The following is a 25,044-nucleotide window of genomic DNA, read 5'->3' on the forward strand; positions in this document are numbered from 1 at the left end:
ATCAGCCGGCTCGACGGACGCGGACCAGGTCGACCACGAAGATCAGGGTCTCGTTCGGCCCGATGGCCGCACCGGCGCCACGCTCGCCGTATGCCAGGTGCGGCGGGATCTCCAGACGCCGCCGAGCGCCCTCCTTCATCCCGATCAGCCCCTGGTCCCAGCCTGCGATGACCTGTCCGACGCCGGCCGTGAAGTCCAACGGCTGGCCACGGTTCCAGGAGGCGTCGAACTCCTCGCCGGTGGACCAGGACACCCCCACGTAGTGGCACGACACCTGGTCGCCCGGCTCGACGGCGCGGCCGCCGCCGGGGATGAGCTCCTCGACGACGAGCTCCTCAGGCGGAGTGTCTCCGGGGAAGTCGATCTCCGGGCGTGTGCGGTCGTAGGTGCGCTGACCGAAAGACATAGGTGCTGTTTCCTCTCCGACAGGGATCTTCTGCATCCAGCCTATCGGAGACCGCACAGCAGAGACGGCACACGCCCCGGGGCCGGACCATCAGGTCGGGCCCCGGGGCGTGGGATCGTCAGGGTCGGGTCCTCACGGAGCGCCCGTCACGCGCCGGCGGCCGCGGGGCCCCTCTCACTCGTCGTCGTCGCCGGCATCGTCCTCAGCGTCGTCCTCAGCCTCATCCTCAGCGTCGCCCTCAGCATCGGCGTCGTCGGCTCCGCTCTCCGCGGCGCCCTGCTCCTCGAGCATCTCCTGGAGCTCCTCAAGCTCCTCCTCGCTGAGCTCCGGCTGCTCGGGCATCTCCTGCTGCGTCTGCTCCGGCATGGGTGCGGCCTCGATGACGTCGACGACGAAGATCAGGGTCTCGTCCTGGAGCTCGTGGCCCTCGGACTCCCCGTAGCCCTCCTCCGGCGGGATGACCAGCAGCACGCGGTCACCGACATGCTTGCCTTCCAGACCCTCGGCCCATCCGGCGACCAGGTTGTCCAGCGGGAAGCTCGCGGGCGGTGCCGGCGGGGTCTCCTCCCCCTCGGCCTCGTCCTCGGAGTCGTCGGCGTCATCGGCCTCATCGTCCTCATCGGCCTCATCGGCCTCATCGTCCTCCGCGGCCCCGGCGGTCACACCGGGCCAGGCCGAGTCGAAGACCTCGCCGTCGGACCACTTCCACCCGGTGTAGCGGACCACGACCTGGTCGGTGGCGCCGATCTCTTCGCCGTCGCCGGCGATCAGCACCTCGCTCGCGGTCTCCTCGGGGGCGTCCTCGTCGTCGCCGGGCGCCTCGGCGAGCTCGGGAGCCTCGCCCTCCACAGACGTGATCTCCGGGAGGTCGCCGCTCTGCTCCTGCTCCTCACCGGTGGCATAGGCGGGAACCTGATCATCGATGCGCAGGATGATCAACGAGTCGACGCCGCCCGTCTCCGGCGTTCCCGGCTCGTAGAGGGCCAGATCGGAGCCGACGGTCGCGCCCGTCTCCATGAGCGAATCGTAGATGAACTCGCTCTGCTGCTCGATCATCGGCAGGAACAGCAAGGAGGGCAGATCCTCGCTGAAGTTCTCCTGCTGGACGGCACCGCTCGAGGGGTCCACCGTCGCCGAGGAGACGTGCAGGATCTGTTCCGGATCCAGTTCCTCGCCATCGCCCTGGGAGAGGATCACCGAGGACTCCTCGTCCGCCTCGACCGGGTTGCTGATCAGCACCTCCGGGACGCCTTCATCCGTGAAATGCAGGTCGATCCCCGACAGCGCTGAGGTGTCGCCGAGGCCGTCGCCGGAGCAGGCGGCCAGCAGCAGCACGGCAGGGGCGGCCAGGGCGGCGTGATGCTTCTTTCGCACGAAGGGTGTCCTCCAGTGTTGATCGGGGCAGACGGTGGTCCCGCCAGTGTTCTCGCCAGGGTGAACTGTACAGGTTCCCGCTGGACGGCCGCGTGCCGTTCCTCCGTGTCGAGCCCGTGCGCCGATCACACCAGCGGGGGCTCGGGCGGTGCCGCGGGCTGTGTCCGCACGTAGCGCTCGCTGAGCGCCAGCGGCACCGACTGAGCCTCCCGCTCGGCGGGGTTCAGCTCGAGCAGCTCGCCGCCGAGGCGAGCCAGCAGCGTCTCGATCCGAGGGTCCTCGGTCACGAAGGGATCCTTGACCATGACCGCCTCCAAGGGGCGGTCCACCAGCTTGTGGTGGACCCAGTCCACGGTGTGGCCGACGCCGTGGGCACGAGCCGCTGAGAGGAAGCGCCCCCGGACGACGGCACGCGTCGTCGCGGGCGGGTCGGTGATCGCCCGACGCAGGCGGGCGTCGTCGAGCAGCCTCTCGGCGCGGCCCCGTCGGACCAGCAGGTGGAACAGGCCCCGTTCCGGGTGGATGTCATGGTAGGCGAAGTCGATCTGATCCAGCCGGGGCGCCCCGAGGTCGAGCCCTGAGCGGGCGGCGACCTCGTCGATCAGCCGCTTCTTGATGGCCCAGTCGATCTCCCGGTCGATGAGCGAGTGATCGCCGGTGGCGACCGCCTCCACGGCTCTGCCCCAGAGGTCGAGGACCTGCTCGACCCTGTCGTGGTGGGCTCCGTGCCGGGCGACGAAGCGGCGCGCCTTCTCGAGCAGAGCGGCCTGCACGTCCACAGCCGTCACGCGCTTGCCCTCGCGGGTGCGCACCGTCGCGCGCCCGGAGAGGTCGTGGCTGATGTGGCGGATCGCGCTGATCGGGTTCTCCAGCTCGTGGTCTCCCAGCGGCTGGCCGGCCTCGATCATGCGCAGGACGAGGTCTGTCGCACCGAAACGCACCAGCTGGGTGGTCTCCGACATGTTCGAGTCGCCCACGATCACATGCAGCCGCCGATGCACCGACGCATCGGCATGCGGCTCGTCCCGGGTGTTGATGATCGGACGGGACCGGGTGGTGGCCGAGGAGATGCCCTCCCACATGTGGTCGGCACGCTGCGAGAAGGCGTAGTGCGCCGGTGCGTCCTCCGTCGCGGGGACGATGCGCCCGGCACCGGCGATGATCTGGCGGGTCACCAGGAAGGGCAGCAGCACGGTGGACAGTCGCCGGAAATGCGTGGTCCGAGGGATCAGGTAGTTCTCGTGCGAGCCGTAGGAATTGCCCTGCGAGTCGATGTTGTTCTTCAGCAGGTAGACCGATCCGGGAAGCCCGTCGGCGCCCATCGCCGCCTCGGCCCGCTGGCCGAGGTCATGCATGATCAGCTCCCCCGCCCGGTCCGAGGCGATGAGGTCGAGCAGGTCATCACATTCGGCGGTGGCGTACTCCGGATGGGATCCGACGTCGAGGTAGAGCCGGGACCCGTTCGGAATGAAGACGTTCGAGCTGCGCCCCCAGTCGATCACCGGACGGAACAGGTACCGGGCGGCCTCGTCCGGCGCCAGTCCGCGACGTCCCTGGCCGTGGTGCGCCAGGCCGAACTCGGTCTCCACGCCGAAGACGCGACGCTCCATGCTGCTACTGACCGCCCTTCTGGACGAATCCCTTCACGAACTCCTCGGCGTTGCTCTCCAGCACCGAGTCGATCTCGTCGAGCAGGCTGTCGAGCTCTTCCACCCGTGCCTGAGACTGGGCGTTTCCGCCGGCAGGGGCCGGCGCTCCACCGTCCCCGGGGGCTCCCGGGGTGTCCTGCTCGGTCTGGCCGGGACGGCGCTGCGGCTGAGTGGCCATGATGTCTCCCTTCCTCGTCCCCGGACCCGGCGCCGAGCACCAGGGGTCCGGGACCTTCTCCGCACGGCGGGGCGCCGTGCGACGGACTGACTTCCGAGTCTACGACTGCCGGCGGCTTCTGCGTGTCCCGCCGGGCCTGACGGGGCGTTCAGGACTCCAACAGACGGCGCAGCCCGGCCACCAGGTCCTCAGGGGCTTCGGCGGCATACAGGACAGGCTCCGCGTCGGCACGGGAGCCGCGGGTCGCTCCGCCATCGTCAGACGCGTGACGCGTCCCAGCGGATCGGGACGCAGCAGGATCTGGTCCCAGCTGGCGCCGACCACGTGGTCGGCATGCTGGGACACGAGCTGGCCGCGCAGCCAGGCCCGGGTCTCCTCGGGCGGGTGCGCCGCCGCCCAGGCGACCTGATCGTCGGTGAACAGCCGCCGCATCCGCCCGGCCCGGGCCAGCTTGTGGTAGAGCCCGCGCTCCGGCCGGAGGTCGGCGTACTGCAGGTCGATGAGCTTCAGCTGCGGGGCATCCCAGTCCAGCCGGTCCCGCCGACGGTAGGACTCCATGAGGGTCAGCTTGGCCACCCAGTCCACGCGGTCCGCGGCCAGGGTGAGGTCGTTCTCGAGGTCCTCCAGCAGAGTCTCCCAGGCCTCGAGCACCTCCGCGGTCTCGGTGTCCGGGGCGGTGTGGGCCGACTTCGGTCCGGACTTCTCGGCCGCCCGGGAGGCCGCGGCCCGCAGGTAGAGCCGCTGGATCTGCAGGGCGGTCATCTCGCCCCGATTGGTGCGCACCGTGGTGGTGAGGCTCGGGTCATGCGAAACGGCCTTCAGCGCATCGACCGGGTCGTGCAGGCGCAGCTGGGGAGCCCGACCGGACTCGATCAGGTCCAGGACCAGCGCCGTGGTGCCCACGCGGAGCCAGGCCGAGTACTCACTCATGTTCGCGTCGCCGATGATCACGTGCAGGCGCCGATGCCGGTCGCGTCGGCGTGCGGCTCATCCCGGGTGTTGATGATGGGGCGCCGCACCGTGGTCTCCAGACCCACCTGCTCTTCGAAGAAGTCGGCCCGCTGAGAGATCTGGAAGCCGCTGCGAGAGGCTCGCTGACCGATGCCCACGCGACCGGCTCCACAGATGATCTGCCGGGTCACGAAGAACGGGATCAGCCCGGCGACCAGCTGATCGAAAGGCACCTCCCGGGGAACCAGGTAGTTCTCGTGGGCGCCGTAGGACACGGATTTGCCGTCGGTGTTGTTCTTGTAGAGCAGCAGCTCCGGGCTGCCATCCTCGCGAGCGAGCCGCTCCACGGCCCGCCGGACGATCACGTCCCCGGCGACGTCATAGAGCACCGCGCGCTTGGCGCCGATCGTCTCCGGCGCGGAGTACTCGGGGTGGGCGTGGTCCACGTACAGCCGCGCCCCGTTGGTCAGCACCAGGTTCATCAGCAGCTGCGGCTGCCCCTCCCGGAGCTCGAAGAAGTCGCCGCGCCAGTGCGCCGATCCCGGCGCATGGAACTCCGAGTCCCCACTGTCCTCCTGTCCTTCCGAGAGGTCTGCGGGACTCGCCGTCGAGGCGGTCCTCGGCGTGGCCCGCACCGGGACGTCGGCCGGGGAGGGGTCTCCCCCGCTGACCCCCTCGAGGGCCTCGCCGGTGTCGGTCAGCTGGCTCGGATGCGCCGCCGAACGGGGCAGCACCCAGCCGCGGGCGTCCACCAGGGGGGACTCCGAACGGTAGTCCCACTCCGTGCCGGCCACCGCGCCGCCGTCCTCCGTGACCGCCGCCGCATAGGCGTTGACCAGCTCGATGGACAAGGCCACGTGGCTCGCCCGGGGGTTGTTCGGGGCGTGGATCCCGTACTCGGTCTCCATGCCGATCAGACGCCGTACGCTCATCGGGCTCCTCCGGCCAGTCGTTCGACCCGCACCACCGGGGACGGGGCGGCGCCGAGCACCCGCGCCCATTCCTGGGGGTCCGCGGTGTTCACCAGGTCCTCCTGGTCACGCAGCTCGGCCTCGGCCGCTGCCAACAGCTGCTCCTCCGAGAGCCCCTTGGCCTCCACACTGCGGTCAGCGGCGAGGAACTGCTTGATGGCGGACTTCTTGGCCCGGTCGACGATGTTGCTCAGCACCGCTCCCGAGATGAAGTCCGCGGCGGTGAAGTCCGTGGTGGCGCCGTCCGCGTGCACCAGGCGGAGACGCGCCGCCGAGTCCTGCGGATAGAGCCGGTCGACGACGGCGTCGACCATCGCCTCCACGGCCTCGGCATGCCCGCCCTTCTCCGCGACATAGTCGGCCCGCAGCGGCAGCCGACCGCCCAGATGGATCCCCAGGATCTCCCGGGCGCGGCGGCGCCGGGACGGCGGACTCGGATCTTCACGTCCAGGCGCCCGGGGCGCAGGATCGCCGGATCGATCATATCCTCCCTGTTGGAGCGCCGATGACGATGACGTTGTCCAGGGACTCGACGCCGTCGATCTCCGCCAGAAGCTGCGGGACGATCGTGGTCTCCACGTCCGAGGAGACGCCGGTGCCGCGCGTGCGGAACAGCGCCTCCATCTCATCGAAGAACACCACCACCGGGTGTCCCGCCGAAGCCCGCTCCCGCGCCCGAGAGAAGATCACCCGGATATGACGTTCCGTCTCGCCGACGTACTTGTTCAGCAGCTCGGGCCCCTTGATGTTGAGGAAGAAGCTGCGGGCCGACGTCGTCCCGGGGGCCCCCGCGCCGTCTGGCGCTTCGACGCCCTGCAGCGAGGAGGCCACGGCCTTGGCGATCATGGTCTTCCCGCAGCCCGGAGGGCCATAGAGCAGGATGCCCTTAGGCGCGCTGAGCCCGTGCTCGCGGTAGAGGTCCGCGTGCAGGAACGGCAGCTCGACGGCGTCGCGGATCTGCTCGATCTGCTCGGAGAGACCACCGATGTCCGCATAGGAGACGTCCGGCGTCTCCTCCAGCACGACGTCTTCGACCTCGGAGAGCGGCACCACCTCGGTCGCGGTGCCGGTGCGCAGGTCCACCGTGACGGCGTCGCCGACCCGCACCGGAGTCTCGTGGTCACCGGCGAGGCGCACCAGACGCTCATCTTCGCCCCGGATGAAGACCACCAGACGACCGTCCGGCAGCACCTCCTTGACCCGAGCGAGCTCCCCGGTGTCCTCGGCCGGCAGCACCGCCACCACGGTGAGGTGCTCGTTGAGCAGCACCTCAAGCCCGGGCCGCAGCTGCTCGGGGTCGAGCAGCGGGGACACGCTGACCCGCATCTTCCGGCCGCCGTGCAGGATGTCCGCCCCGGGTCCGGTGGCCGCGTCGATCTCCCGTCCCTCGACCAGCTCATGGGCCGGCCGGTAGCCGATCACGGTGCCGAAGGTGAAGGGTGCCTGGCCGTCGGCGTGCAGCGCGGTGCGCAGCTCGTCCATCTGGTTCCGCGTGGTCTCCAGCAGTCGAGCCATCCGCTGGTTCGTGCTCCCGGCGGTCTGCAGCTGCTGCTCCAGCTGGCGGCTGCGCTGGCGCAGCGAGTCGAGCTGCCGGTGGGCGCGCTCCAGGCGCTCCTGCAGCTGCTCGGCCGTGGCCTCTGCCGGCGAGGACTCTCCAGTGGGCGGTCCCTGTGCGGCGTCTGGCTCATGTCTCCTCCTGCTCCACGGCCCCGCCCCGGGGCCCGCGGCCGGTCTCGGCTGTGTCCGCTGTGTCCTGGGCGGCGTCCTGCACAGTGTCCTGCACAGTGTCCTGCACAGTGTCCTGTGACGGCTCCTGGGACGGTGCTGGGTCGTCGGCGCCGCGCGCGGCCTCTGCGAGCTTCTGTGAGTGGGCGGCGGCTTTGCGGGCCTTGCGCCCAGTGACGGTGCGCCGTTTGAGCGTCTCCTCGTCCCAGGCGGCGTCCTCCGGGAGCCAGGCCTGCATGTCCTCCGTGGTGACCTCGGACTGCTTCTCCCGCTTCTTCAGCTGCAGCGGCGTCTGGTCGTCGGCCAGTCTGCGGGCCGAGAGCAGGAATCCGGTGTGAGCCACCATGCGATGGTCCGGGCGCACCGCCAGACCGTCGAGATGCCAGGTGCGCAGCATCGTCTCGTGGGCCTCCGGCTCGGTGAAGGCCCCGGAGGCGCGGATCGCCTCAGCGAGCCGAGACAGCTGGGTGACGGTGGCGACGTAGCTGACCCACACGCCGCCCGGAGCGAGCACATGCCGCACCGCGTCGAGGCACTCCCACGGGGCCAGCATGTCCAGGACCACCCGATCCGCCGCTCCGGCGCTCTCCTGGTGGGGCACCTGCTCCTGCATGTCGCCCACCAGGACCTTCCAGCCGGGATGCGGCTGGCCGAAGAACGCCTCCACGTTGCCGCGGGCGATCTCGGCGAAGTCCTCACGACGCTCATAGGAGTGCACCGTGCCGTGATCTCCGACGGCGCGCAGCAGGGAGAGGGAGAGCGCACCCGAGCCCACCCCGGCCTCGATGACGTGCGCTCCGGGGAAGACGTCAGCCACCTGGACGATCTGGGCCGAGTCCTTGGGGTAGACGACGGTGGCGCCGCGCGGCATCGACAGCACGAAGTCGTTCAGCAGCGGGCGGAGCACCTGGTACTCGTGGCCGGCGTCGTTGGCCACCACGATGCCCTCGGGCTGACCGATCATCGTGTCATGGCGCAGCACCCCCTGGTGGGTGTGCCACTCACCTCCGCGCTGCAGGGTGATGGTGCTGGGCTTCCCCTTCCGGTCGGTGAGCTGCACGCGCTGGCCCGGCCGCAGCGGGCCTTTGCGCATGTGCACGCCGATCGGAGCGCCCTGCTCGTCCGCGGGGCCTGTCGGTGCCGACTCGGGGTTGGTGCTCACGGATCTCACTCTCGTCGTGGGGGTCTGGTGGCGCGACGACGGACCGGTGCCGGCGCCGACGCATTCGTCATCTCGAGCCTATCGCTCCCCGGGGCCCTGAGGCCCGCCGGCCCCGCCTCCGCCGTCGTCGTCGTGCCGCTGACGCGTCAGCCGAGCTCGGGCCGTCCGGACCGCATCCCCAGCACCCTGCCAGAGGAAGAAGCACACCATCGTCGCCACGACGACCAGCACGAGGCTGATCCGCGGCGAACCCGTGGCGGCCAGGACCAGGACCGTCGCGGCGAGGGCGACGACGACGGCGCGGCCCGCCCAGCCGGCCGCCAGCATCCCGCGGTCCTGACTCCCCGTGGCCCGCCAGACTGCGGACTCTACGAGGCGCCCGCCGTCGAGGGGATGCCCCGGCAGCAGGTTGAACAGCCCCACCAGGAAGTTGACGAGCACGGTGACCGAGGCGAGCATGCCGAGCACCCCGACCGGCTCCAGGGCTTCGATCAGCGCCCAGCCCACGGCGGCGATCAGCAGATTCGCAGCCGGCCCGGCGAGAGAGACGGCCAACGACTTCCCGGGAGTCGCCTCCCGGGTGAGGAACTGGGTGTGACCGCCCCAGAGGTTCAGCTCGATCTCGGTGGACGGCCAGCCGAAGGCACGGGCGGTGAGCGCATGGGCCAGCTCATGGGCGAGCACCGAGAGCAGCAGCAGCACCGCATAGGCGGCCGCGACCAGGTGGGCCCACACCCCCAGCCCGGGGAAGATGCGGGCCACCTGGGGTCCGAACAGGATCACGATGACCCCGCCGATGAGGAACCAGGAGTACTGCAGCCGCACGGGCGTGCCGGCCACGCGGGCGACCGTGATCCCGCCCCGTCCCGTTCGAGGTCTCATGGTCGGGCCAGCGAGCCGATGGCCGAGCCGGGAGCCACCGAGATCAGCTGGTCCAACCCATCGGCGTCGAGGCCGCGGAGAGTGGGCAGAGTGTGCCAACGTCCCGACTCGGGCAGCGGACTCATATGCGGCACCGCCAGGGTCACGATCCCGGAGTCCGCGGCGGCGGCCGTGCCGGGCACCGAGTCCTCCACCGCCAGGCAGCGTCCGCGCTCCAGAGGCTCCGGATGGTCGGCCGCCATCCGCTCGAACGCCACATGGTAGGCCTCCGGGTCAGGCTTGCCACGGCTGACCATGTCTCCCGAGACGACGAACTCGAGCCTCCCCTCCGGCAGGGCGGCGACGACCTCACGGGCGAGCGGCCCTTCGCTCATGGTCACCAGGGCGCAGCGCACTCCCGCGGAATGGAGGTCCTCCAACAGCTCGCGGGCGCCGGGACGCCACGGCATCTGCTCTCGGACCCTCTCCACCACCTGTCCGATGAGATGGTCGATGATCTGACGGACCGACAGGTCCACTCCGGCACGCTGCAGCACGGCGGCACTGTGCGTCAGAGCCTGGCCCACCAGCGAGTGGGCCTGTTCGTCGCTCCAGGAGCCGCCGTGGGCCGCGACGAGCTCATACTCGGAGGCGATCCAGTAGGGCTCCGTGTCGACGAGGGTGCCGTCCATGTCCCAGAACACGGCCTGGAGCCGTCGGGACGCGCCGGGAGAGGTCTCAGAATGCATGCTTCCATCGTAGGCGTGATGACGCGCGGCACGCCGTCGCGGACGTCACACGCCCACGTCAGCACTTCCCTCCCCCCAGGGCCGGAGCTAGTGTGAGAGCTGTGGATCAGCAGAACCAGCCCGAGGACGCACCCGAGCAGACCGAGGCCCGCGCCGCCCGGTTCGCCCGGCATCTCCGCGAGTCCACCGACGTGGCAGACGAGCGGCCCACCGTGATGGTGCTGGCCTTCGAGGGTTGGAACGACGCCGGCGGGGCCGCCTCCTCGGCCGTGCGCTCCATCACCACGGCCGCCGACGGAGAGCTGGTCGAGCGCATCGACGACGAGGACTACTACGACTACCAGTTCACCCGCCCGCGGGTCCGTCGGACCGGGTCGCACCGGGAGATCGTCTGGCCCGCGACGAAGATCTACCGGGCCCGCCCGCAGACCTGTGAACTGGACCTGCTGCTGGTCAACGGCGTGGAGCCGAGCTTCCGCTGGCAGGCCTTCACCGCCGACATCCTGACCAAGGCCGCCGAGCACGACGTCGCCGCGATCGTGCTGGTGGGCGCGCTGCTGGCGGACGTGCCGCACACCCGGCCCATCCCTGCCGCACTGTCCAGTGAGGACCCCGCTCTGCAGGACGCCCTGGATGTGGACGAGCCGACCTATGAGGGGCCCACCGGGATCGTCGGAGTCCTGGCACACACGGCGAACCAGGCCGGCATCCCCGCGGTCTCGCTGTGGGCGGCCGTGCCGCACTATGTGGGTCAGGCGCCCTCCCCGAAGGCCCAGCTGGCCCTGATGCGGCAGCTCGAAGACCTGCTCGGGCTGACCCTGGACGTCGAGGAGGTCTCCGAGGACGCCGAGGCGTGGGAGCGCGGCGTGGACGAGCTGGCTCAGGAGGACACCGACATCGCCGAGTATGTGCAGCGGCTGGAGGAGGCCACCGACACACCCAATCTGCCGGAGGCCAGCGGCGAGGCGATCGCGCGCGAGTTCGAACGGTATCTGCGCCGTCGCCGGCCGCCCGAGCCCGGCGACTCCTGACGCCGGCCCGTCGGGCCGGCTCCCGCGTCAGCCGAGTCGGATGCCCAGCATCGACTCGACGACGGCGCGCACCCGGTCCTGCCCGGTGCCGCCGGCGATGTGCCCGGCAGCCCACTGGTCGAGCTGGTCGAGCGCGGCAGGGCCGTTGAGGTTCAGCGACAGTGCCGCATGCAGGGCATACTGCAGGTCTTCTGCGGTGTCCGCCGGACCCTCATGCACGGCGGGAGCACGGCGCAGCGCCTCCTCCCAGCGGGTGAGCCGGGCACGGGCCTGCTCGAGGTGCTCCTCGGTCCAGCTCCAATCATGGCGCCAGTGCTGGCCCAGCAGCGCGATGCGGATCAGCCGCGGATCCACCCCCCGCTCCCGGAGCTTCGAGACGAGCACCAGGTTCCCGCGCGACTTGGACATCTTCTCGCCGTCCAGGCCCACCATGCCGGTGTGCACATAGGTCTCGGCCAGGGGGACGCCGTCGGCCGCCGTGGCATGGGCCGCGGAGAACTCGTGGTGCGGGAAGCGCAGGTCCGACCCTCCTCCCTGGACCGTGAACGGGGCCGGGAGATGACGCCTCGCGATCACCGAGCACTCGATGTGCCAGCCGGGACGACCGTCGCCGAGCGAACCACCCTCCCACCACGGCTCGTCCCGCCGGCGGGCACGCCACAGCAGCGGATCCAGAGGATCGCGCTTCCCGGCCCGCTGCGGATCCCCGCCGCGCGTCGGGAAGAGCTGCTCCATGGTGGCGCGGTCATAGGCGCCGATGCTGCCGAGGCGCCAGTCGGTGCGAGCCTCCGCCGCGGCGATGTCGAAGTAGACGTCCTCGCCATGGTCCACTCCGGCAGGCAGCTCCTCGGCCGGGACGACGACGGGGTACCCCACGCCGAGGGCCACCAGCGATTCGACGTCGGCGACGACGTCGGGAATGGACTCCACGGCGCCCAGGTAGACGTCCGGGGCGACGACGTCGAGGGCCTCCATGTCGGTGCGGAAGAGCTCGGTCTGCTCCTCGGCCAGCGCCTGCCAGTCCACGCCGGTGTCCCGGGCTCGCTCCAGCAGCGGGTCGTCGATGTCGGTGACGTTCTGCACGTACCGCACGTCCAGTCCGCAGGCCCGCCAATAGCGGACCAGCAGGTCGAACTGGACGTAGGTGTTCGCATGTCCCAGATGTGTGGCGTCGTACGGGGTGATCCCGCAGACGTAGAGCGACCCGATCCCGTCCCGCGCGACGACGTCGACGGCGGCGCCACCGGCGGTGTCGTGCAGCTGCAGGGCCTCCGGCAGCGGTGGGAGGGTCGGCACGGCCGGGGAGGTCCAGGGTTTCACGCGGCGGGGTCCTTTCTGCACGGGCAGTCCGGTCAGTGGACAACGTCGGCTCTGGCCAGGGTATTTCCGCCCTGGGCATGCCGACGATCACGGGTCAGGCGTGGATGATGCCCAGGCCCAGCAGCACGAAGACGATCAGCCCCACGATGATGCGGTAGTTGACGAACAGCGTGTACGAGTTCGTGGACACGTAGCGCAGGAACCACCCGATGATCACATAGGCCACGAAGAACCCGACCACGGTGGAGACCATCGTCTGCGCCATCGAGTACGGGCCCTGCTGCTCGCCGAGGGACCCGACGAGCTTGTACAGCCCCGAGCCGAAGACCGCGGGCACGGCCAGCAGGAAGGAGTAGCGGGCGGCGGCCTCACGGGTGTAGCCCATGAGCAGCCCGGCGGTGATCGTACCGCCGGAGCGGGACACGCCCGGGATCAGTGCCAGCGCCTGCGCGAAGCCGAAGAGCACACCGTCGCGGATGGAGAGCTCAGCCAGCGGTTTGCGCTGTCGGCCGTAGGCGTCCGCCACAGCCAGCAGCACGCCGAAGACGATCAGCATGGTGGCGACCAGCCACAGCGTGCGGAAGGTGGTGTCGATCAGCTCTTCGAAGAGCAGCCCGAGCACCACGATCGGGATGGTGCCCACGATGATGAGCCACCCCATCCGGACGTCGGGGTCGCGGTGGGAGAGCCGTCCGGCCAGCGCGGCGAACCACGCCCGCAGGATGCGCACGATGTCGCGCCAGAAGTACACGAGCACCGCGGTCTCGGTGCCCAGCTGAGTGATCGCGGTGAAAGCCGCCCCGGGATCGGCCGCGCCGGGGAGGAACTCCCCCACGATGCGCAGATGTGCCGACGAGGACACCGGGAGGAACTCGGTGAGGCCCTGGACCAGCCCCAGGATGATCGCTTCTATCCACTGCACAGGCTGAGCTTAGATCATCCTGGGCGTCCTGCCTGACCACGACGTCGGGTGAGATCCCCCACGGCCCCGCGCGAACCGCCTCGGGACGTGCCCCCGGTCGGGCTACTGCCGAGGCTCGTCGTCGGGTCCGCCCTCGTCGTCGAAGTCGTCGTCCTCATCGTCGTCATCGTCGTCGAGCGACTCCTCGAGGTCATCGTCCTCGTCGTCCTCGTCCAGAACGTCGTCGGAGTCATCGTCCTCGTCATAGAGGTCCAGGGGCGTGACCTCCCCGGTGGCCGCGAAGAGGGCGTCCTCATAAGCCTCGAAGGCGTCGGCCACCCCGTAGAAGGCCGACTCCACCGCCGGGTCCTCCTCGCCGCGGCGGTTGAGTGAAGCAGAGAGATGCTCTTCGAGAGCGTTCGTCAGCGTGCTCAGTGCGACGCGGGGATCCATGTTCATAGCCCACACGGTACCAACGCCCGAGGGTTTCGGTAAGACCTCTCGGAGAGATTCGGGACATGATCGGCACACCCTTGACGACACGGATGTGACCAGGTGCTAAGGTGCACTCAATCGCAGAGGCGATGCCGCGCTGACATCGCCTTCAGTCGCACATCAGAGAGCGAGCGTGATCGGCCGGAATGTCTCAGCAGTTCTCCGCGATCCCGTCCCCCGCAGCCGCCCGCTACACCACCGACAACGCCTCTGGCCCGAACTGGGAGTACCTGGTGATCACCTGCCAGCCCCGGGAGTCTCTGAAGGAGGTCCGGCGGCGCCTGGCGGACCACGCCGAGTACGGCAAGTGGGAGCTGCGGCGCAGCCGCATCTACACCGGCGGCGTCCGGAAGTACTGGCTGCGGCGCCGCATCATGAAGGTCCGGGCCACACTCTGAGGCCGCGGCGCGGACACCGGCGGGTCAGCCGTCGAGGGGCCCCAGCAACGACGTCGCCAGCGTCCGATGCGCGGACTCGTCGTTTGACGGATGGTGCACCCCCGCCAGCACGTCACGATACAGCCGACTCAGCTCGCTCTCCCGGCGATACTGGCCTCCGCCGCTGACGTGGAGCGCGGCGTCCACCGCCGCTCGAGCCGTACGGGTCGCCGTGGTGCGCAGAGCCACCAGCCGCGGGAACCACAGGTCACCATGCTCGACCCTGTCCTCGATCTCGCGGGAGAGCTGACGCAGCTGAGCGTCCAACCCCAGCTGCTGCAGCTGGGCCTCGGCCAGCCGGTATCGGATGTCCGGGTCCTGGCTCAGCGACTCCCCCGTGATGCGGCTCCTCCGGTCCTCCGCCAGTCGGGCGGCCAGCTGCAGAGCACGGTCCCCCAGCCCTGTGTACACCGCCGAGAGCAGCCCCAGGAAGGACGAGAAGATCGCGAACACCAGCGGATCCCGGTTCGGCCCCTCGGGAAGACGCCGCACGATCCTGTGTGCGGGCACCCGGGCACCTTCCAGGACCGTGGTCTGGGACTGCGTGGCCCGCATGCCGAGGGTGTCCCAGTCGTCCAGGCTCCGCCAGCCCGGCGCCTCCCGCTCGAGGAAGCCGAAGATCAACGGCGCATCACCGCCCTCGACGTCTCTGCCGAACAGCCCCAGGCGAGTCCACACGGGCGCCAGCGTGGTGAAGATCTTCGTGCCGGTGAAGCTCACTGCGCCGTCCTGGTCCACCCGGGCCTCGGTCGCTGAGTCGAAGAGCACCGCGTCGTTGCCCGGTTCCGAGATCCCGAAGGCGAAGATCTCCCCTGCTGCCGACTCCCGGAGCACCGGGTGGAACTCCTCATGGCCGCTCGCGGTCATCTGCCGGGCCACGGCGACCCAGACATGATGCATGTTGACCGCGAGCGCTGTGGCCGGCGCATGCGCGGCCAGCAGCCGTTGAGCGGCGACCAGCGTGGGCAGGTCCCAGCCGAGGCCCCCGTCGGCTTCGGGCACCAGAGCGCGGAGGTATCCGACGTCCATGAGCTCCGCAAGGTCTTCGTGGCAGAACTCGTTGCGCTCGTCGTAGCCGGCGGCGCGCTCGTGGATCCGTGCCAGCAGCTCGGGGGTCAGGACGGCCGCGACGCGGTCACGCACGGCGGCGTCGGGGTGGGTGGCCATCGTCATGTCCTGTGCCCTCACTGCGCGGCGAGGAACCGGTGCAGGACCCGGACGCCGAAGATCAGCGAGTCCACCGGCACCCGTTCATCGACTCCGTGGAACATGCCGGTGAAGTCGAGCTCGGCCGGCAGCTGCAGCGGCGCGAAGCCGTAGCCGGCGATGCCCAGTGCCGAGAGATGCTTGTTGTCGGTGCCGCCGCCCAGCATGTAGGGCAGCACGACGCCGTCGGGGTCCTCGGCGCGCAGGGAGGCGACCATGTCCTCCACCAGCGCCCCGGAGAACGGGACCTCCAGGGAGGGCCCGCCCTTCTGCAGCTCGAACCGCACCTTCTCTCCGGCCAGCTCCTGCAGCGTCGCCGCGACCTTCTCGTCCTGCTCGGGCAGGGTCCTGGCGTCCACGAGGGCCTCGGCCGTCCCAGGCACGACGTTGTGCTTGTAGCCGGCGTCGAGGGCTGTGGGGTTGGAGGTGTTCTGGAGCGTGGCGGCGATGAACTTGGCCGTGCTGCCGGTGGCCTCCAGCAGCGCCGAGGGGTCCTCCTCGTCGAAGGGGATGCCGGTGAGCTCGGAGAGCTGCTCCATCAGCGCCCGGGTCGTCTTGGTGTACTCGATCGGCCATTCGTGGGCGCCGATGCGGGCCACCGCCTCCCCCAGGGTGACCACGGGGTTGTCGTGCTGGACGGCCGAACCGTGTCCGGCGGTGCCGGAGGCGATCATCTTCGTCCAGTGGAGACCCTTCTCTCCGGTCTGGATGAGGTAGGCCCGGGTGCCGGCGATCTCGGTGGAGAACCCGCCGACCTCGCTGATCGCCTCGGTGGCGCCGGCGAAGATCTCCGGGTGGTTCTCCACCAGCCATCCGGCTCCGTAGGTGCCGTTGTCCTCTTCGTCGGCGAAGAAGGCGAAGATGATGTCCCGCACGGGCCGGTGGCCCTCGCGGTGCATGCGGAGCATGGCGGCCAGGATCATGGCGTCCATGTCCTTCATGTCGACCGCGCCGCGGCCCCAGATCATGCCGTCGACGACCTCGGCGGCGAAGGGGTCCACCTGCCAGTCCTCCGCCTGGGCGGGGACGACGTCGAGGTGGCCGTGGACGACGAGGGCCCCGGCCTCAGGGTCGGTCCCGGCCAGTCGCGCCACCACGGAGGCCCGACCCGGCGCCGACTCGAAGATCTGCGGCTCGAGTCCTGCACGCCGCATGATCTCGGCGCAGTACTCGGCGGCCGCCCGCTCCCCGTTGGAGCGGCCGTTGCCCCAGTTGGTCGTGTCGAGGCGGATCAGGTCCCGGCAGAAGTCGACGACGTCCTGCTCAGCGAGGGCTGCGGGGTCGAGTGCGTCAGTCATGGCACCACCTTATCGCCCGCGTCGTCGTGCGTCCGACAGAAGGTATGGTGCTGTCATCCCGATGGTCGGCTCGTGAGGTGGAGATCTCCGGTGGTGGTGTTCGACGTCCTGGGGCCCGTGCAGGTGCGTCGGCCCGACGGCCCCTCCTGGACGCCGACCGGCCTGCAGGGGCTGCTCCTGGGGCTGCTGCTCGTCCACGCCGGCCGGCCGGTGTCCGTGGACGAGATCATCGATGCGCTGTGGGGCGGACTCACCGACTCCCGAACCACCCACCGCCTGCAGACCCATGTGCACCGCCTGCGGCGCGCGCTGGGCCCAGGCGTCGCCATCACGGCGGAAGGCGGAAGCTATTGCCTTGCGGCGCAGGGCTGCGACCTGGACTCGGACCGTTTCCGTCGGCTCATGCGGGAGGCCCACCAGGTGATGGCCTCAGATCCGGCCCGTGCCGTGGACCTGCTGCGCACCTCCCTGGACCTGTGGACGGGACGCCCCTACCAGGGGCTGGACCATCCGCTGCTGACCGGGGAGGCGGAGCGCCTGGAGGAGCTGCGGCTCTGCGCTCTGGAGGATCTGCACCACACGGAGATCGTGCGCGGGCGCACCGACGCGGTGACGGCGGAGCTCCCGGCGCTGCTGCGGGAGCATCCGCTGCGGGAACGCCTCTATGAGATCCAGATGCTCGGGCAGGCGCTGACGGGCCGCCGCGCCGATGCGCTGGCCACCTACCGGAAGGCCCGGCGCACCCTGGCCGAGGAGCTCGGCGTGGAGCCCGGCGTCCGCCTGCGCCGCCTGGAACAGGATGTGCTCGACGGCCGGGACCTCAGCGGCGTCGCCCCTGCGCCGCATCAGGCCGGAGAGGCTGTTTCCGGAGCCGCCGACGGCGTCGCCGACCCGCCCGAGGCGCACGTGCAGGTCCAGCAGGTCAGCAGGCCTTCGGAGCTGCCGGGTCCCCCGGCCCGGCTCTGCGGCAGGACGGACGAGTTGGCTCTGGTGGATCACGCCGTCCGTTCACGGGCAGGGGTCATCGCCTTCACCGGCGTCGGCGGAGTCGGGAAGACGACCCTGGCCCTGCACTGGGCGCACACAGCAGTGAACGCCTTCCCTGACGGTCAGCTCTACGCCGCACTGGGCGGCTTCGGCCCGGACGCTCCGCTGCCCCCGGAACGCGTGCTCGGCGGGTTTCTCCGTGCGTTGGGCCTGGACTCCAGGGAGCTGCCCGAGTCGACGGCAGAACGGGCCGCCATGTTCAGGTCCAGGGTCGCGGGACGTCGGATGCTGATCCTGCTCGACGACGCGGCGACGGCAGATCAGGTCCGTCCCCTGCTCCCCGGCACGGACCACTGTCAGGTGGTGATCACCAGCAGAGATGCGTTGTCCGGACTCGCCGTCACCGACGGCGCTCTCCGCGTGCCCGTGAGGCCCCTGCCGACGGCCGAGTCGCGGCATCTCCTCACCGAGGAGCTCGGCGGCGACGCGGCCGCCCTCTCACCGGACACCTTGACGGAGGTCGCCGAGGCGTGCGGCGGCATCCCACTGGCCGTGCGGCTCGCCGCTGACCTCGTCCGTGATCAGGCAGCAGACCGGCTGCAGGACCTCCTCGCGGAACTGCGCGCGCCCGACGGCCGCCTGGGCGCACTCTCCCGCCGTTCCGGCAGCGGGTCATTGCGGGAGGTCCTCGCCCGGTCGGTCCACCGGCTCGACGACGATGCGCACCTGGTGCTGCGCCGTCTGGGCGATCTGCCGGGGCACAGCCATGACCTGCGGAGCGTCCGCGTCGTCACGGGGTTGGAACGGCGAGCCGCCGCCCGTGCGGTGGACTCGCTGGTGCGCGCACATCTGGTCGACAGGCTGCCACCGCGGCGGCTGATGCTCCACGACCTGGTCCGCGACTATGCCCGCGAACTCGCAGCAGTCCAGGACGGGGGCCGACCCCTCGGCGAGGCGTTCGCCGCGTACTGCGAGCAGCAGCTCAGGACCGCCCGGTCAGCGCAGGCGATGGTCACTCCGGTCGATCATCAGGATCCCCGCACGGTGGCTCCGCTCTTCGACGATCGCGCCTCGGCTGCGCGCTGGCTGGACTGCACCCTCGAGACGCTGCTGGCCACCGCCGAACGTGCGGCCGCGCACGGCCCCCTGGACTTCGCGCCGCAGCTCTCCGCCCTGCTGCGTCGTCACCTGGACGAGCATCATCGTCACGATGAGATGGAACGCCTGCACCGGGCCGCGCTGCGCGCCGCCCAGGCCCAGGGGAGCCCCTCCGGGGAGGATACGGCCCAGCACAACCTGGGCATCCTGGCGCTGCGCCGCGGGCTGCCATCCGTGGCGCGGGAGCACCTGCGGGCCTCCCTGGAGATCGCCGAGCGGATCGAGGACGACGAGAGGTCCGCAGCCTCCCGAAACTTCCTCGCCGGCGCCTATGCCGCAGAGCGCGACCTGGGGAAGGCGGTGCATCATCTCCAGGAGTCCATCGGCATCTACCGCCGGCTGAAGCTCCCGACGGTGATCCACCCGCTGACGAACCTGGCCACCATGCGCCGGTGGACCGGGAGATCCCATCTGGCGATGCCCCTCCTCCAGGAGGCATTGGCCCTCGCCGAGCAGGCCGAGCCCGCCGACCGACCCCGGTACCGTCTGGGCCCCCAGAACGAGATGACCGCGGTGCAGGTGGCACGGCGCGATCCCCAGGGCGCACTGCACGCCGCCGAGGAGGCGCTGGAGCTGTCCCAGCGGCTCGGCAGGTGGCCCAAGGCCTCTGCCACGTTGGCCTGGCGCGGGACCGCCCTGTGGCAGCAGGGCCGGACCGAGGAAGCGGTGCGGCAGATCCGCGACGCACTCGATCTCGCCGAGGCCCACCAGGTGTCTCTGGGCCTCGCCACCGCTCACAACGGTCTGGCGGAGGTGTTCCGTGACCTGGGCCGACTCACCGCGTCCGAGGAGCACCACCGGGCCGCCCTGGAACACGCCGGCGTCGCCTGGGAGGAGGGGCTGCGGGCCCACCGCGGGCTGTCCGAGACGTGCCGTCTCACCGGCCGGGTCACCGAGGCCGAGGCGCACCTCGCAGCGGGACTACGGATCTGCGAGGCAGTGGACCACCAGGACACCGCGGACCTGCGCCGGATGCTCTCCGCCGGCTGAGCGGGGGTCGGGGGACGCGCCGCGCGAGGTCGAGGCATGCGTCCAGGGATTCCCACGACGGCCGGGACGTGACGCCGGTCGACCTGCTGATCGCTGGTGCCGCGGCGTCTGACCACCTCCCTGTGAGCCACCGGTCACGCCGAGGACGGGCCGCTGGCCTGGATGACGAAAGACCCCGGTCTGGTCAGGATCTCGCCTGATCAGACCGGGGTCTCGAGTCGTGCGCGGAGCGGGACTTGAACCCGCACCCTCATTAATAGAGGACTAGCACCTCAAGCTAGCGCGTCTACCTATTCCGCCACCCGCGCAGGGGGTGAATGCCTTGCGGCAACGACATGAGACTCTAGCACGGCCTCCAGGCGCTCCACCAATCGAGTGACCTGCCTCTCACTGGGAGCCGCGGTGTGCGGGCCGAGCCGATCAGGCACTCGCGCCGTCCATGCCTCGGTGCTGAACTTCTCGTCCACGAGCTGATGCGCGCGAGCCAGTTCGTGCTCACGGATCTCCGCGGTGCGCGCGCCGTAGCGGCGGCCGAAGACCTCCATGAACGTCTCGAAGATCTCCAGGCGGCTGCGTCCTGTCTGGCTGCGCAGCGGGTCCACCCGCTTGACCGCCGAGGCGATGCCCTTGTCGGAGATCTTCTCCCGGCCGATGCGCAGGACCTGGAGCATCTTCGCCGCGTCGATGTCATAGCTCATGGTGACGTGGTGCAGCATCCCACCGTTGGCGAGACGCTTCTGAGCGGCCCCGCCGATCTTCCGCCCCTGTCCCTCGCCCTCGGCGGCGGACACGATGTCGTTGAGCGGCTTGTAGGCTGCCTCCACGCCGATCTCTCGCAGCGCCTCCATGACCCAGGAGTCCAGGAACGGATAGGAGTCCGCGAAGCTCATGCCGTCGACCAGGGACTGCGGGAAGCACAGGGAATAGGTCACGCAGTTGCCGGGCTCCATGAACATCGCGCCGCCTCCGGAGATGCGACGCACCACGGTGGTCTCCGTGGCGCGGGCCGCTTCGGCGTCGACCTCATTGGCCAGCGACTGGAAGGAGCCGATGACCACGGCACGTTCGTTCCAGTCCCACAGCCGCAGCAGCGGCGGGCGGGCACCGCGTCCGACCTCCTCGGTGAGGACCTGATCCAGAGCCACGTTGACCGCGATCGGCAGCGCCACCGGCGGCAGGATCTCCCACTCGTGGTCGGTCCAGGTGGTGGCGTGCCCGAGCGCCCGCCGGACCGCGACGCCGACCGCGTCGGCGTCGAATCCGACCATCTGCGCATCCACGGGCAGCCCGGCCTCCACGGCGCGGGCGATGGTCTCACGGGTCGAGCCGACGTCGAGCCCGACCAGCGAGCGGTTCAGGTCCTCGAGCGCCTCGTCGGGCTCCAGGAAGAAGTCACCGTTGACCGAGGCCGCGGCGATGCGCCCGGCCTCCTCGTCGACCGTCAGATCGACCACCACCAGCTTGCCGCCGACGACCTTGTACTCTCCGTGCCGGGTGGTGGACGCGGTGGGATCCACCGGGCCTGCCGCCGGCGCAGGGACACTGGACGCCGGACCTCCAGACGCCTGACCTGCGGATGCCTGACCTGCGCTGCTCTGCTGTTCGCTCGTCACGGCCTCCATCCTACTGACGCTGGGCACAGCCGGTGCACGAGACAGCACTCCTGAGGGGCCTGCGACGGTGCACGGGCCGGTCGTGCGCCCGCAGACACGACGAGGGCCGCGGCAGATGCCGCGGCCCTCGTCCGTGCTGCCCCCGACGGATCGTCAGGGGCGGCGGCGCCATGTCACTTGCTGCCGCCGAAGCCCTTGAAGCGCTTGTTGAACTTGTCCACGCGACCGGCGGAGTCCATGATCCGCTGCTTGCCGGTGTAGAACGGGTGCGAGGCCGCGGAGATCTCGACGTCGATGACCGGGTAGGTGTTGCCGTCCTCCCACTCCATGGTCTTCTCGGAGGTGGCCGTCGAGCGGGTCAGGACCTTCTCGCCGGAGGAGAGGTCGTGGAAGATGACCGGCCCGTAGGTGGGGTGGATGTCAGACTTCATGGTTCGGATGTCCTTCGTGTCTGCCGCTGGATTTTGCCAGAAGCTCGTGGATCAGGGGGCCCTCTGCGGACCAGCACACCATGCTATCCCAGACCGGTCCGCCGACCCAACTCCCCTGGCCCGATTCTTCCGGGCACCCTCAGGCCCCCGTCCCCTGCTCTGCGGCGGCCCCGCCGCCCGCGCCCGCCCACGTCTCGCAGATCGGGATCGGGCGGCCCAGCACGTTCTCGGCCGCGCGGTGACCGGAGCACAGGGCCGCGGTGACGGTCGCTGGATCATCGCTCCAGGTCGCCTCGCCGGCGAGGTGCAGCACACCGCCGACCGGAGTCGCGAGGGTGTCATGGTCCTCCGGTCGGGACCCGACCGGCAGATAGGCGTAGGACCCTTGGGCGAACGGATCCTCGCTCCATTGGGTGACGTGCACCTCGGTGGGAGCGGGGACGTCCGGATGCAGCCGTCGCAGCTGATTCAGCACGGACTCGGCGACCTCCTCCTCGCTCCAGGAGCGGATGGCCTGCGCGGCCGGTCCGGCGGCGAAGGTCAGCAGGGTGGGCACGCCGTCCAGCCGGGTGAGGTCATACCAGGAGTGCCACCAGTGCCCTGCGGGTCCCAGCTGTCGCAGGGCATAGGCCTCCTCGTCCCAGAACCGGTGCGGGAAGCGCAGGATGATCTTCTCGAAGGCGTTCATCTCCAGGCGCCCGAGGGCTGTGGAGACCGGCTCGGGCAGCGGGGGCTCCACCCGGAGCAGGTCGGACCTCAGCACACCGACAGGAACGGTCAGGACCGCGGCGTCCGCGGCGAACCTGCCCCGGTCGGTCTCGGCGACGACGCCGTCGCCGCCCCAGACGAGCCGCGAGACCGGGTGCTTCAGGCGGACGTCGAGTCCGGAGGCGAGATGCGCCGGCAGCGCGGCATAGCCGCGGGGGAAGATCACCTCGTCGCCGATGATCTCATCGTCGTCGAGTCCGTGCGCGGCGAGCTCCTCGATCCCGACGCCGTACTGCTCCTCGCTGCGGTGCGCGAGATGCTCGCGGACCCTCTGGGCGCGATCAGGGGGCCACGCCTGGGCAGCGAGGGCGGCCTCGGTGACGTCGTGGTACGAGTCGGCCGGGCCGGAGGATTCGATCAACGGCAGGAGCTCCCGGTCGATCGCATGCACGTCCGCCGCGAAGGCCCGCACCTCCTCGACCGGCAGACGCGCGCCGTCGGGCCCGAAGTACGCGATCGGGCGGCCGTCCACCTGGTACCCGCCCACCGTGAACTCAATCATCGGCATGCCGAGTGCCGCCGCGGCCGCGGCCACCGGGTTGTCGTCCACCCCGTGGATCCAGCTGGCCCCGAGGTCGAGCCCGTGGGCGGTGTGCACCCGCCCACCGATGCGGTCCCGGGCCTCGAGCACGATGACGGACCGTCCGGCCCGGGCGAGCAGCCGGGCTGCGGTGAGACCGGCGACGCCGGCCCCGACGACGATCGTGTCGCCACGGGTCATGGGCGCCAGGTGTGCCGTGGCTCGAAGCCGAGCAGACGGCGTGCCTTGGCGATGGAGAGCATCGTGTCGTGCTCACCGAGGTCGCCGCGGATCGGCACGTCGGGGAACACGTCGGCCACGAGGTCGGCGTTGCTGCGCGTGGTGACGGTGTCCGCGGCGGCGATGATGAAACGGTCGAAGCCGGCAGGTGCGGACTGCAACGCTCTCTCGACGGCCTGCGCGCCGTCACGGGCGTCGATGTAGCTCCACAGGTTCCACTTGCGCTGCCGCGGATCCTCATCGAAGGGGAACGCGGCGTAGTCCTCGGGCCACATCACGTTGGAGAAGCGCAGGGCCGTGATGGACACCTGCGGATTCCACCGGACGAGCTCGATCGCCATCTGCTCCTCGAGGTGCTTCACCAGCGAGTAGACCGACTCGGGGCGCGCCGGGTACTCCTCGTCCACCGGGATGTAGGGCGGGGGCACGTCGAACGGCAGGCCCAGCACGGTCTCACTGGACGCATGCACGATGCGCGTGATCCCCAGCTTCGTCGCCGCCCAGAACACGTTGAACGTGGCGAGCATGTTGTTGTGGAAGGTGGCGACGTCGGGCGCGAGCCCCGGAGCGGGGATGGCGCCGAGGTGCACCAGCGCGTCCACTCCGTCGTGTGTGTCGTTGACGGAGGTCAGGGCGTCGACGACCTCGCCGTAGTTCATCAGGTCGATCTGGACGAAGTCAGGATCGCGCTCACCGACGCGATCGAGCCCGACCACCCGGTGGCCTGCGGCACGGAGCTCGCGGGCCACCACAGATCCGAGCTTGCCTGAGGACCCTGTCAGTGCGATGCGCATGCGCACCAGTGTGGCACAGGTCATGGACCCATGAGCCTGTGAGCCGGAGCGCGGACGTCCAGCACTCCCCCGCCGCCGTGCCCTCTGGCAGGATCAGATCACGGAGCCATCCCCTGAGAGACCCTGGAGGACCTGATGAAGCTGCTGCTGACCTCCGGAGGCATCACCAACGCGACCATCCGGTCCGCGCTCACCGACGTGCTAGGCCGACCGACCGACGAGAGCCGGGCGCTGTACATCCCCACTGCGATGCATGGCCATCCGTCGTGCACGCCGCAGATGACCTGGCAGGGCATCGCCGGACAGGGTCCGGCGGGCCGAGGTCTCATCGACGCACGGTGGGGCTCCGTCGGCGTCCTGGAGCTGACGGCGCTGCCCAGCATCGCCCGTGAGCGCTGGCTGGGCTGGGTCCAGGAGGCCGATGTCCTGCTGGCCGCCGGCGGTGACACGATGTACCTGTGCCACTGGATGAGGACCTCCGGGCTCGCCGAGGTCCTGCCCGAGCTGTCAGAGACCGTCTGGGTGGGGATGAGTGCGGGCAGCATGGTGATGACGCCGCGGATCGGCGAGCGCTTCGTGACCTGGCCCGAGCCGCGCGGCGACGATCAGACGCTCGGGTTCGTGGACTTCTCCCTCTTCCCCCATCTGGACTACCCGGGATGGGACCATCAGACGGCAGAGAAGGCCGCGGAATGGGCCGAGACTCTCACGGGAGGGGCCTACGCGATCGATGACGACACCGCGATCCGCGTGGTGGACGGCGACGTCGACGTCGTCTCCGAGGGACGGTGGCTGCGCCTCGGCGCAGTCTGACCGCAGTCTCACCACA

At 70.3% G+C, this 25,044-nt stretch carries 22 protein-coding genes, 1 tRNA gene and 1 pseudogene; 4 read left to right on the top strand and 20 right to left on the bottom strand.

From position 1 onward, the window contains the following. Nucleotide 1: 1 nt before the first annotated feature. The 10 genes and pseudogenes from BCY76_RS00970 to BCY76_RS01015 all read right to left on the bottom strand — a co-directional run bounded on the left by BCY76_RS00970 (nt 2) and on the right by BCY76_RS01015 (nt 10,026). Complete coding sequence (locus tag BCY76_RS00970) at nt 2–406, bottom strand: FKBP-type peptidyl-prolyl cis-trans isomerase (protein WP_070158792.1); 405 nt, start codon at nt 404–406, stop codon at nt 2–4. 174 nt (nt 407–580) lie between these two features. Beyond that, on the bottom strand, nt 581–1,780 hold the full coding sequence (locus BCY76_RS00975; RefSeq protein ID WP_070158791.1) for an FKBP-type peptidyl-prolyl cis-trans isomerase: 1,200 nt from the start codon (nt 1,778–1,780) through the stop codon (nt 581–583). A 125-nt stretch (nt 1,781–1,905) separates the two neighbouring features. Continuing rightward, the gene (gene pafA, locus BCY76_RS00980; protein ID WP_070158790.1) at nt 1,906–3,390 is read right to left on the bottom strand and encodes a Pup--protein ligase; all 1,485 of its coding nucleotides are present in this window, start codon (nt 3,388–3,390) and stop codon (nt 1,906–1,908) included. Nucleotides 3,391–3,394: 4 nt separating this feature from the next. Then, nucleotides 3,395–3,607 carry a ubiquitin-like protein Pup gene (locus tag BCY76_RS00985; protein ID WP_070158789.1) on the bottom strand — a complete coding sequence of 71 codons (213 nt, stop codon included), beginning with the start codon at nt 3,605–3,607 and terminating at the stop codon, nt 3,395–3,397. Nucleotides 3,608–3,755: 148 nt separating this feature from the next. Next, nucleotides 3,756–5,490 (bottom strand): annotated as a pseudogene (dop, locus tag BCY76_RS20585) (depupylase/deamidase Dop). Further along, the gene (locus BCY76_RS18780; RefSeq protein ID WP_237089887.1) at nt 5,487–5,843 is read right to left on the bottom strand and encodes a hypothetical protein; all 357 of its coding nucleotides are present in this window, start codon (nt 5,841–5,843) and stop codon (nt 5,487–5,489) included. Before BCY76_RS18780 ends, dop begins: the two are co-directional and overlap by 4 nt. Before the next feature lie 166 nt (nt 5,844–6,009). After that, nucleotides 6,010–7,044 carry an AAA family ATPase gene (locus BCY76_RS18785; RefSeq protein WP_237089888.1) on the bottom strand — a complete coding sequence of 345 codons (1,035 nt, stop codon included), beginning with the start codon at nt 7,042–7,044 and terminating at the stop codon, nt 6,010–6,012. A 169-nt stretch (nt 7,045–7,213) separates the two neighbouring features. After that, the gene (locus BCY76_RS01005; RefSeq protein WP_139827552.1) at nt 7,214–8,347 is read right to left on the bottom strand and encodes a tRNA (adenine-N1)-methyltransferase; all 1,134 of its coding nucleotides are present in this window, start codon (nt 8,345–8,347) and stop codon (nt 7,214–7,216) included. Between the two features lie 147 nt (nt 8,348–8,494). Further along, nucleotides 8,495–9,256, bottom strand: a complete 762-nt coding sequence (locus BCY76_RS01010; protein ID WP_070158787.1) for a site-2 protease family protein — start codon at nt 9,254–9,256, stop codon at nt 8,495–8,497. A 38-nt stretch (nt 9,257–9,294) separates the two neighbouring features. Beyond that, the gene (locus tag BCY76_RS01015; RefSeq protein ID WP_070158786.1) at nt 9,295–10,026 is read right to left on the bottom strand and encodes an HAD family hydrolase; all 732 of its coding nucleotides are present in this window, start codon (nt 10,024–10,026) and stop codon (nt 9,295–9,297) included. Between the two features lie 101 nt (nt 10,027–10,127). Here BCY76_RS01015 and BCY76_RS01020 point away from each other — a divergent pair, with 101 nt between their 5' ends. Next, on the top strand, nt 10,128–11,057 hold the full coding sequence (locus tag BCY76_RS01020) for a proteasome assembly chaperone family protein (RefSeq protein ID WP_070158785.1): 930 nt from the start codon (nt 10,128–10,130) through the stop codon (nt 11,055–11,057). Nucleotides 11,058–11,084: 27 nt separating this feature from the next. On the opposite strand, the gene mshC is transcribed toward BCY76_RS01020, so the two are convergent. The 3 genes from mshC to BCY76_RS17905 all read right to left on the bottom strand — a co-directional run bounded on the left by mshC (nt 11,085) and on the right by BCY76_RS17905 (nt 13,737). Next, complete coding sequence (gene mshC, locus BCY76_RS01025) at nt 11,085–12,377, bottom strand: cysteine--1-D-myo-inosityl 2-amino-2-deoxy-alpha-D-glucopyranoside ligase (RefSeq protein WP_070158784.1); 1,293 nt, start codon at nt 12,375–12,377, stop codon at nt 11,085–11,087. A 94-nt stretch (nt 12,378–12,471) separates the two neighbouring features. After that, a complete protein-coding gene (locus BCY76_RS01030; RefSeq protein WP_070158783.1) occupies nt 12,472–13,299 on the bottom strand; it encodes an undecaprenyl-diphosphate phosphatase in 828 nt (275 codons plus the stop codon). 102 nt (nt 13,300–13,401) lie between these two features. Then, nucleotides 13,402–13,737 carry a primosomal protein gene (locus BCY76_RS17905; RefSeq protein WP_070158782.1) on the bottom strand — a complete coding sequence of 112 codons (336 nt, stop codon included), beginning with the start codon at nt 13,735–13,737 and terminating at the stop codon, nt 13,402–13,404. Between the two features lie 182 nt (nt 13,738–13,919). On the opposite strand from BCY76_RS17905, the gene BCY76_RS01040 reads away from it, so the two are divergent. Then, nucleotides 13,920–14,171, top strand: coding sequence for a DUF5703 family protein (locus BCY76_RS01040; protein WP_237089889.1), 252 nt, complete (start codon nt 13,920–13,922; stop codon nt 14,169–14,171). Nucleotides 14,172–14,195: 24 nt separating this feature from the next. Here BCY76_RS01040 and BCY76_RS01045 read toward each other — a convergent pair whose 3' ends face one another. Beyond that, nucleotides 14,196–15,377, bottom strand: coding sequence for an acyl-CoA dehydrogenase family protein (locus tag BCY76_RS01045; RefSeq protein WP_139827549.1), 1,182 nt, complete (start codon nt 15,375–15,377; stop codon nt 14,196–14,198). Nucleotides 15,378–15,394: 17 nt separating this feature from the next. Then, on the bottom strand, nt 15,395–16,714 hold the full coding sequence (locus BCY76_RS01050) for a M20/M25/M40 family metallo-hydrolase (RefSeq protein WP_070158781.1): 1,320 nt from the start codon (nt 16,712–16,714) through the stop codon (nt 15,395–15,397). A 90-nt stretch (nt 16,715–16,804) separates the two neighbouring features. Between BCY76_RS01050 and BCY76_RS01055 the strand changes: the two genes are divergently transcribed. Next, on the top strand, nt 16,805–19,849 hold the full coding sequence (locus BCY76_RS01055; protein WP_070158780.1) for an AfsR/SARP family transcriptional regulator: 3,045 nt from the start codon (nt 16,805–16,807) through the stop codon (nt 19,847–19,849). A 221-nt stretch (nt 19,850–20,070) separates the two neighbouring features. Here the strand turns inward: BCY76_RS01055 and BCY76_RS01060 are convergent. From BCY76_RS01060 to BCY76_RS01080, 5 genes are all read right to left on the bottom strand, one after another. Further along, nucleotides 20,071–20,157 (bottom strand) — tRNA-Leu (locus BCY76_RS01060). Continuing rightward, nucleotides 20,140–21,366 carry a lipoate--protein ligase family protein gene (locus BCY76_RS01065; RefSeq protein WP_237089890.1) on the bottom strand — a complete coding sequence of 409 codons (1,227 nt, stop codon included), beginning with the start codon at nt 21,364–21,366 and terminating at the stop codon, nt 20,140–20,142. Before BCY76_RS01065 ends, BCY76_RS01060 begins: the two co-directional genes overlap by 18 nt. Nucleotides 21,367–21,635: 269 nt before the next feature. Further along, entirely contained in the window at nt 21,636–21,893 is a 258-nt protein-coding gene (locus BCY76_RS01070) for a type B 50S ribosomal protein L31 (RefSeq protein WP_070158779.1), read from the bottom strand. A gap of 139 nt (nt 21,894–22,032) precedes the next feature. Beyond that, nucleotides 22,033–23,382, bottom strand: a complete 1,350-nt coding sequence (locus BCY76_RS01075) for a flavin monoamine oxidase family protein (RefSeq protein WP_070158778.1) — start codon at nt 23,380–23,382, stop codon at nt 22,033–22,035. Then, nucleotides 23,379–24,215, bottom strand: a complete 837-nt coding sequence (locus BCY76_RS01080; protein ID WP_070158796.1) for an NAD-dependent epimerase/dehydratase family protein — start codon at nt 24,213–24,215, stop codon at nt 23,379–23,381. Before BCY76_RS01080 ends, BCY76_RS01075 begins: the two co-directional genes overlap by 4 nt. 135 nt (nt 24,216–24,350) lie before the next feature. Between BCY76_RS01080 and BCY76_RS01085 the strand changes: the two genes are divergently transcribed. Next, complete coding sequence (locus BCY76_RS01085; protein WP_070158777.1) at nt 24,351–25,028, top strand: Type 1 glutamine amidotransferase-like domain-containing protein; 678 nt, start codon at nt 24,351–24,353, stop codon at nt 25,026–25,028. Nucleotides 25,029–25,044: the final 16 nt, after the last annotated feature.

Source organism: Nesterenkonia sp. PF2B19 (genome assembly GCF_001758425.2).
Classification (GTDB): domain Bacteria; phylum Actinomycetota; class Actinomycetes; order Actinomycetales; family Micrococcaceae; genus Nesterenkonia; species Nesterenkonia aethiopica.